The sequence below is a fragment of the Sinomicrobium pectinilyticum genome (assembly GCF_003725735.1).
Classification (GTDB): Bacteria; Bacteroidota; Bacteroidia; order Flavobacteriales; family Flavobacteriaceae; genus Sinomicrobium; species Sinomicrobium pectinilyticum.
The window spans coordinates 1-8,979 of the sequence record NZ_RJTM01000067.1 but is presented as its reverse complement, the minus strand read 5'-3'; the positions used below and the strand labels follow the sequence as shown (position 1 = coordinate 8,979).

5 protein-coding genes are annotated in these 8,979 nt (G+C 47.0%); 2 read left to right on the top strand and 3 right to left on the bottom strand.

The genetic code is table 11. The features are described 5' to 3' along the window. On the bottom strand, positions 1-4,708 hold a 4,708-nt coding region (locus ED312_RS09325), incomplete at its 3' end, for a beta strand repeat-containing protein (RefSeq protein WP_170164480.1). Positions 4,709-4,975: 267 nt separating this feature from the next. Next, positions 4,976-5,497, bottom strand: coding sequence for a phage tail protein (locus ED312_RS09320; RefSeq protein ID WP_123215740.1), 522 nt, complete (start codon positions 5,495-5,497; stop codon positions 4,976-4,978). Positions 5,498-6,138: 641 nt separating this feature from the next. Between ED312_RS09320 and ED312_RS09315 the strand changes: the two genes are divergently transcribed. Next, positions 6,139-6,594, top strand: coding sequence for a PepSY-like domain-containing protein (locus ED312_RS09315; protein ID WP_123215739.1), 456 nt, complete (start codon positions 6,139-6,141; stop codon positions 6,592-6,594). A 373-nt stretch (positions 6,595-6,967) separates the two neighbouring features. Beyond that, complete coding sequence (locus ED312_RS09305) at positions 6,968-7,432, top strand: PepSY-like domain-containing protein (protein ID WP_123215737.1); 465 nt, start codon at positions 6,968-6,970, stop codon at positions 7,430-7,432. 159 nt (positions 7,433-7,591) lie between these two features. On the opposite strand, the gene ED312_RS09300 is transcribed toward ED312_RS09305, so the two are convergent. After that, entirely contained in the window at positions 7,592-8,203 is a 612-nt protein-coding gene (locus tag ED312_RS09300) for a hypothetical protein (RefSeq protein ID WP_123215736.1), read from the bottom strand. Positions 8,204-8,979: the final 776 nt, after the last annotated feature.

The following is an 8,979-nucleotide window of genomic DNA, read 5'->3' as shown; positions in this document are numbered from 1 at the left end:
CCAGCGTTTCGTAATTAGCGCCGGTGATGGTTGCGGTGACTTCCTGGGTACCCACCTCCGTACGGATGTTGTTGGCATAATTTACCGAAGTGCCCGAAGGTAGGTCGCCTGCAACGGATAACGACTTGCCAACGCCGTCATAGACGAAACTGCCATCCGCAAAGGTGATGCCGGTTATCGTAGCCGGGGTAATGGTAAGGTCTGCGGTCAGCACCAGCGTTTCGTAATTAGCGCCGGTGATGGTTGCGGTGACTTCCTGGGGACCCACATCCGTACGGATGTTGTTGGTATAATTTACCATGGTGCCCGAAGGGAGGTCGCCCGTAACGGATAACGACTTGCCCACGCCGTCATAGACGAAACTGCCGTCATTAAATGTAATACCTGTTATAGCAGCCGGGGTAATGGTCAGTTGAGCACTTTCAAAAGTCAACTCATAGTTGGAATCCAGGGCCAGTGTACCCTGTGCTATGGCATAGGTGCCGATGTCCTCACCGGGTGCACGTTCCGGCACCCCGCTAAAATTGTCTCCTGCAACCAGTTCCGGGTTATAGGTATATGTCAATTCAGGATCATCTTCTCCGTAAACCTTGGTCTTATCTTCGGCGGTTACGGTAATCGCTTTCGGGTTAATGACAAGAGACTGTACTACGGGCATGGCGGCATTATATGTATCATCACCTGCCTGGCTTGCAGTGATCTCTACCGTTCCTGCCCCGTGGATAATCAGTTCATTACCGGAAACAGATGCTACAGCAGGATCGCTGCTCGTGTAACTAACTGTGAGACCGGAAGAAGTTGTAGCGGTTAATCCGAAAGAGGCGTCGCCATACATTCTATCGGTTAACGCGTCAAAACTAATTGTTTGATTGCCTTTGGGCCGTGCATTAACATCGGCAGTTTCACCGCTCTCATTCCCTGCTTCATCCACGGCCGAGATCCGGTAATAATAAAGCGTGCCATTGGTCAGGCCGCTATGTGTATAGGTCGTCAGCGGAGCATTTGCCGTTCCAAGTAAGATACCGGGGTTTGCAGTAGTTCCGCCATAAATCTTATAGCCAGCCAGGTCACTTTCGGTATTGGCTGTCCAGTTCAGTATGACTTCACCATCTCCCGGTACGGCTTCCAGTCCTTCCGGAACATCCGGAGCGGTTGCATCATAATCATAGCTGAGGATATTTGATACCGTATTGCCGTTCCCTGCAATGTTTGTCGCTACATCGGCGGGTACCTGCAGGCTTACGGGGCCGTCGGCATTAGGTGTAACCAACACGGTATACACTATATTATCTGAAGTCTGCAGGTTGCTCAACATGGCATTGGTTGTGTTGATATCGCCGGCCGTAAAACCGGTAACCGCTTCACTGAATGTAACGGTCATGGTAAAAGCGGTGTTTACACCGGGTGTTCCGGAGAGGGTGACGGACGGAGCTGCGCTGTACACTAATATATTATTTGTCGGGGGCATATTGTTCAATGCAAGTGAGGCATTGTTGCCCGCGGTATCGTGTATAATACTACCGTTCAATACCAGTGTGCTCCCCAGGCTGATACCGTCCAGGTCTTCATCGTCCGGCTGCACTACATACCTGAACAGCAGTACATTTGTTCCATCTCCTGATATATAACCGGCTTCACGGGATGCTGTACCTACTGTCAGCCCCAGGTAAGGAGTACCCCCACCGGTACCTACATGGACATTTTCATGGAATTGCACGGTAAAATCCATGATATCCCCGTTTTGATAATAGCCATTGGCGGGTACATTGACGCTGCTTACGGCAGGTGCCGTACCATCATAGACTACGGAAAGCGTATTGGAAGCGCTGTTGCCATTCTCCCCGATATTTTGTGCGGCACCGGCCGGTACCTGTAAGGTAATTTCGCCGTCTGCCCCTGGCGTAACTGTGACGGTATACGTAATATTGTCGTTCGTTTGCAGATTGGCAATAGTGGTGTTGGTACTATTAATATCGGTCAGGGTAAATCCTGTCACGGCTTCGCTAAAGGTAATAGCAGCGGTAAAAGCCATGTTTACCGGAGAAGATGCTGCAGTACTAACCGTAACTGTGGGCACTGTAGTATTTATCCGCACATTTGTGAGGTCGGGTATGTTATTCAGTGTCAGTACGGCATCGTTGCCTGAGGAGTCCCTGATCGTTCCACCATTGAGCGACAGGTTATTCAGCACAATACCGTCCGTATCGTTGTCACCTTCCTGTACGGTATAGCGGAACAACAGGGTTGTACTGCCGCTACCGCTTATGTATTGGGCCTGCCGGGAGGTGTTACCAATGGTTAAATCCAGGGAAGGTGTGCCGCCAACGGTTACATTTTCGTTGAAATTCAGCATAAATGTGAGCGCGCCACCGGTGTTATAATAGCCGTTGGCCGGTACATTGACCAAAGTGACTGTCGGTGCTACTCCATCGATGGTAATGTGGTGTTGCCCGGCAATTGAATGGGCACTGCCAACGTCCGGTAAGGTCAGGTCCGCATCATCACCGGTGCCATTCCGTATGGTGCTGCCATTCAATGCCAGTGCAGCCGTAGATGTATAATCCAGGTCGGCGCTCATATCGCCTGCCTGGACGGTATAACTAAATACCAGTATATCCGAGCCCGAGCCCGAGACATAGACAGCCTGCCGGTCCGTGCTTCCTGTTTCCAGCAACAGGCTGGGTGAGCCTCCTGAAGTATTGACGGAGACGGCCTGGTCAAAGGTAATTGTTATCGCCAGCACATCACCCGTTTTATATGTACCATCGGCGGTGTTTACATTTACTGTTGTGACTTCCGGATTGCTTGTATTTACAGTGATGTTAATGGTATCGGTATCGGTCTGCGCACCACCGGACCCGCTTAACCCGAGATCGTCAGTGACAATCTGTAGACTGGCTGTCCCACTATAACCGGCTGTTGGTATAAAACTCATTCCATTCAGGGCAGAGTTAATATCGGTTATACTGCCTTCAAAGGTTATTGTGCCGTCTGCTGTTCCACTGCCCGCAATGAAATTCAATCCTGTAGTGCTCGCCAGGGTAATTAACCCGTTAGTAGCCGTTAGCGTCACCCACACCGTACCAGCACCAGCATCCACATCGGCAATGGAAATATCGTTGCCATTTCCAGTACTGAATACCAGCACACCGTCCCGGTCTACAGCCTGTTCTCCCGGCACGGTATTTACCGGTCCATCATTAACGGCAGTCACGGACAGTGTCACCGTAGCGGTATCCTGTTGACTACCCCCGGAGCCGGTATTACCGTTATCATTGATATTTACGGTCAATACTATATTATTAGTTTCGTTAGCCGCCGTGGTGAAACCAACCCCACCTGCTGCTATAAAGGCATTGATATCTGCTATTGATCCTGTGAGCGTCAGAGCGCCTGTTCCCGATCCGCTAACCGTTACGCCCCCGCCGGAAATGGCAGAAAGCGTGCCGCCGGGCACCGAAAGTATTACCGTAACCTGGCCATTACCCGCATCTGCATCACTAAAGCTAATGCCGGTAAGGGCTGTCGCTACATCCTCATCTACATTAATACCGGCCGGGGCAGCAATCACCGGGGCATTATTAATGGCTGCTGCAATTGTAAATTTCACGGAAGTGGTATCGCACAGCGAAGGTGTACCATTATCACAAACCTGGTACTGTAAGCTATCCGGCCCGCTATAATTGGCATTTGGCGTGTATGTAAAGCTACCGTCTGCATTTAAGACGACTGTTCCGTTAACGGGGGCGGTAACCAATGAAGCGGTGAGGGCGTCTCCGTCAATATCCGTATCATTGGTAAGCACATTGCCTGTTACCGGCGTATTTTCATCTGTCGTTACTTCGTCTTCTACTGCTACAGGATTGTCATTCACCGGGGTGATATTAATCTGGATCGTACCCAGGTTAATGACTGTTCCATCAGGGGCCCCGGCCTCTTTTATGGTTAATGTTATCGTAGCTGCTCCGTTTCCGTTCAGGTTTTCCTGGGGAAGGTACCAGATATTGGACGGTATTGTCAGGTAATGTACAATATCCGCCAGGGGGCCTGTAAAGGTAACTGTGCCGGTATTGTTTCCGGTAGGCGAAATAGGGAGTCCTCCCGGTGCAGCCAATGAATATCGGCCACTGCTTGCGATAAGTGAAACGATATAATCTCCCGGTCCTCCTCCGCTTATTTCCATATCCGAAATATTTAACTCCGTATTCTGGGCATCTTCCTCAAAAGTCAGAACTGTGGGAAGCCCGCTAACGCTGATCCCCGGCGGAAGGTCCGGGGGCGTATCTGCTACATCGCCGCTTAATTCCCCGTGTGTTGCATCCAGCGGATCGCAACCGTATGTATCCGCATTGGTCCAGTTGCCAATGGCTATATTGGGCGGATTGGGATAGGTGGCCACCGTACTGGTGTACAGCAACTCATTATTGGGGCCGTCATCGCCGTCAAAGGAATTAAAGAGGATCTCCCACCGGTCTGCGGTAGCGTTCCATTTAATAATGATCAATTCCCCGAAGCTTCCCTGGGCGGGATTGCTTTTATACACCGTCCGGTCAATCCCCGCATCGGTAATATTACCACTTGCACTAAGGGTGTAGCCAGAGATAAAGCCCTGGTTCTCACACCCGGTAAAGGTAATGCTTTGGGCGGATAGCTGCGGAAGACCGCTTAAACCCAGTAGTAAAAAAGAACGCAGTAAAAATTTTTTCATAAGATAGCTGTTAATGATGCCATTTAAGGACCCGGTTTTTGTTTTGGTTAAAGATCAATCCAATGTGGTTTTTCAATACAAAAACAGTTGGGTTATTAAGTTATTGGGTTACGGAGTTATTCAAGGTCATACTTCTAACTGAATAACCCCATACCTAAAGTGCCGTTTTCCTGCGAGACAGACAGGATCATTTATCTAAATATGCCCCTAGGTTATAAAGGTTGAATTTCAACCCTTAATCCGCATTTATGCTTAATGGTAACCGTATTAATCCCTTGACGGATAAATCCCGTACAGGGCAATGATATAATTTAATCCCAGATAGGGTTGCATATTGTTTACGGGTTGCCCTCCTCCTGTCATACCTGTCATTTGCACATTCATGGTAGTGTTGGCATTGGCGGAATATTCCTTGTCCGTAGCCCCGGTATTGGCCGGGTAGTTATTGGTAGGGTCTCCGGAAGTCCCGGGCTGGTTACTTGCCATTACGGCGTGGTTATGGCGTGGTATATTACTTATCAGTAAGGTATTGGTATTTGTGCCCGATGCTTCACCGAGCTGCACATTTTGCAATCCCGGGCCCTGGCTATAACCTGCATGTACGGGTACTCTTCCTCTCAGGTCCGGTAAGGCAAAGGTGGTTTGCCCGTCCCCGCCGTAGGTAGTTCCCAGAATACTGAACAGGGCCTCGTTTTGTGCGATAGGAATCAATTGTCCGTTGCAAAAAGCCCATCCCCTGGGGGCAAAGTTCCCTGCAAATAATTTGATTACACCTATAAATTCTTCCATGGTTGTTTGGTTTTAAAGGTTATACTGGTTTTAAATATGTTCTTTTTTGGTAAGCATCGCCTATCCAAATTTATTACCCGGGATTTGGCAAATTATCCCGGATTAATGTGCGTACCGGGCGTAACAAAAACGTAACAAACGACGGTTACAAAGGGTAACCTGCTAAAACGGGGTAACTCCCATACGTCTTACAAACGCAAGGATATAGTTCCCTATCAAGGAAGTTAATACCTGGTTTTTCCGATTATGAAGTTAAAAGGATCGTACCCTATGTTCCGGCTTATGTAAACTGCTAATGAAGATGGGGTATCAGAATACTTAAAAAGGTAATGATGTTTCATATGTTGGTTGGATTTTGTCTAGCAAAGAAAAAGAAAAATCAACAAATAATCGCAAAATAACAGCATAAAAGTGTAAAAAAAATACATATACTAGACTAATTGTCAATAAATAAGGTTTCTTTTCGCAAACCGGCACCTCACCTGTACACTTTAGGCGGGGTTCCGCCCTGGTTGTGATATCCGAGGAAAAGTGACTACCGACAAATTCACCGGTTTACAGCAATTTGAATGGTAAAAGAACATTCCCAATTCTTTCCCAAATCGTTTTTCAACTTTGCCCTGTAGAACAGAAAAAATAATATGATGAACTTAAAAAAGAATGTAACTGTCTTCTTTACGGTGCTTACCGTAATGGTTTTTGGCCGGCAAGCCCATGCACAGGAAAGTGTAATTACCAAAGCGGAGCTCCCGGCACCTGCCCGGGAATTCCTGGATACCCATTTTAAGGAACAAAAAATTATACAGGTGGTAAAAGATGTGGACTACCTCATAAAAACGGATTACGAGGTATTACTGGACAATGCCATGAAAGTGGAATTTGACGGTAAAGGAAACTGGAAAGAAGTAGACGGCAGCCATACTCCTGTTCCCGTAGCCCTGGTCCCGGAAAAAGTAACGCATTATGTGAAACAGAATTTTCCTACGCATACAATAAATAAAATAGAAAAAAGTTCTGTAAAATACGAGGTTGAACTGGCTAATGGCCTGGACCTGGAGTTTACTCTCGGGGGAGAGTTTCTGAGAATTGATGATTAGAAGCCGGGGCTTCGGTACATTCCGGCGAAGCCGGAACACTCAGCCGCCTTTGCTCATGCTATTGGAGTTTGCTTTTTGCTATGCTGTAAAAACCAAAGCCACCGTTTTTTATGGGCGTTACAAACGCCCGGGGACGATGGGCACTCGTTTCTGCTGCGCTTAAACGAGCACCAGGGGGGCAGGGGGGGCAGATTGCAGGTTCCAGGTTGCAGGTTCCAGGTTCCAGGTTCCAGGTTCCAGGTTCCAGGTTGTCAGTGGCGGCCGCAGGCTGTTGTACCGAAGCCATCGGGTTGTACGTTGCGGGTTTTACAAACAGTAGCCCGTGCGCCCGGAACTGGTAAAAGTTTAAGAATGATTTGTAAATTTTATAGTGATGAAAAAACGTTTTTTTAAAGGATTGGCCATACTGGGAGTGGTAGGTGCCTTTGTTGCCTGTAGTAGTGATGATGATAATAATGACAGTACTATTGATGCTTCGGACCTTCCGGCAGCGGGTATAGCTCTTATTGAAGTCCATTTTGAAGGGGCCACCGTAACACGCGCCGAAATGAAGAATAAGGCCGATGCGGATGGTACATTGTACGAAGTAACCCTGAGCAATGGTTTTGATATAGACCTGGATGCGGAAGGGAACTGGACGGATATTGACGGTAACGGGCAGCAGGTGCCCGACGCCCTGGTACCGGCACCGATACTGGAATATACTGATGAACATTATCCTGATCCTCTTTTTATAGAGAGTATAGATACGGAGCCCGCCGGATATGATGTGGAAATCTCGGATGGTACCGACCTGGATTTTGATGCGGAAGGTAATTTTGTCCGTGTAGATCAATAATCTTTAAAAGTCATCTCTTAAAACAAAAGGCCACCGGTAATACGGAAGGCCTTTTGTTTTTGCCGGGAACCACTGTGCAATAAGGTTCTGGCCCAGGTTAGTGCCCGGAGCATGCCAAAGGGTATAAAACGTGGTACCCGGGTAAACCCCGCTGCACTTTTACAGCACAAAACTACGTACCATTTCACTGTACACGCGCTGTGAGGCTGCCCCTACGCCTGCTACACGAAATTCGTATTCGTGCCCGCTATCCAGGCTGTTGAGCAAAAGTGAACTCCTGGTATGGGCTATCACAGTCCAGAGCTGGTCGCCGACCCTGCGGTATTCAAAAAGGTAACTTTTGGCACCGTATATGGCATTGAGACTTGCTTTTATCATACCTTTATTCAAAGGGACCAGCGTAAAATTCCTAGGTTTTTCCAGTATGCCTATAGGTTCGGGTGTTTTACGGAGCGTAAAACCGGAACTGGCCAGGACCACTTCATCGTTATTGCTTTCCATTTGTACATACAGGGCCAGCTTTTTCAGCAGGGCCACAAGGTCCGTACGCTTCTGGTCGCGCGCAAGCCTGTCTGTTTTCCCACCCTCTTCGGCTTTTGCTATGGCGGCACCAAAAGTGTCTATAGCCGTTTTTATGTCGGTAAGTGCCGGTATTGGGGTTTCAAAACTGGCATTATCCGTCATACTCTTTACAATAAACTCTGCTTTTTGTATTAAGGCCGCATTGTTGTACCCCGTAAAACTGGTGAGAATTTTAGTTGGTGTTCTCATAACATCACATTTAAAAAATTGAACAAATAATTATAGCATAGAAAAACGGGTGCCTGGCCAGGTCACATCCCATTTTATCTAAGTATACATATATACTATTCCGATTGTGAAAATTCGCTAAGACAAAAGATATGTCCCGGTGTTACAGCAAGGCAAGAGGGGGGTGATTTACCGTAAGCTGTAACTTTCACACATATAAATTTATGAATTTAAGCCAATTACACCAACACAGAGATGAGAAAACGGTGAAAAAATATTTAAAAACAAAAAAATTAATATAATTACAAGATAATTTTTATAAAAATGGCGATTATTCTAACAAAAAAGTGGTAAAAAACTGTAAAAAATTGACATTTTTAAACAAAAACGTCCGGATATAAACAAAAAAGGATAAAAAACGACAAAAAAGCATTGGAATCGGAACAAAAATACAGGCACAGCTATTAAAAAAAAGAGAAAACGAGTTCATTTTTTATCTGTTTAATGTGAAATAACCGTTTTTTAAACAGAAAACGGGTATACACGAACAAAAGAGACGGGATAACCGACAAAAATACCGGGGCCCGGATTTAAAACTACCGGGAACAAACAAAAACGGGCAGGTGCAAAACAAAAAATGACAAACAACAAACAGGTACCGGCGTGTTTTAAATTAAAAAGGAACGTCATTTAACAGGATAGGGGCATTTTTAAACCGGGGCTTCGGTACACCCCGGTCGGAGACCGGGGCACTCAGCCGCCTTTGCTCAGGCTGTAGAAGTTTGCTCTTGCTATGC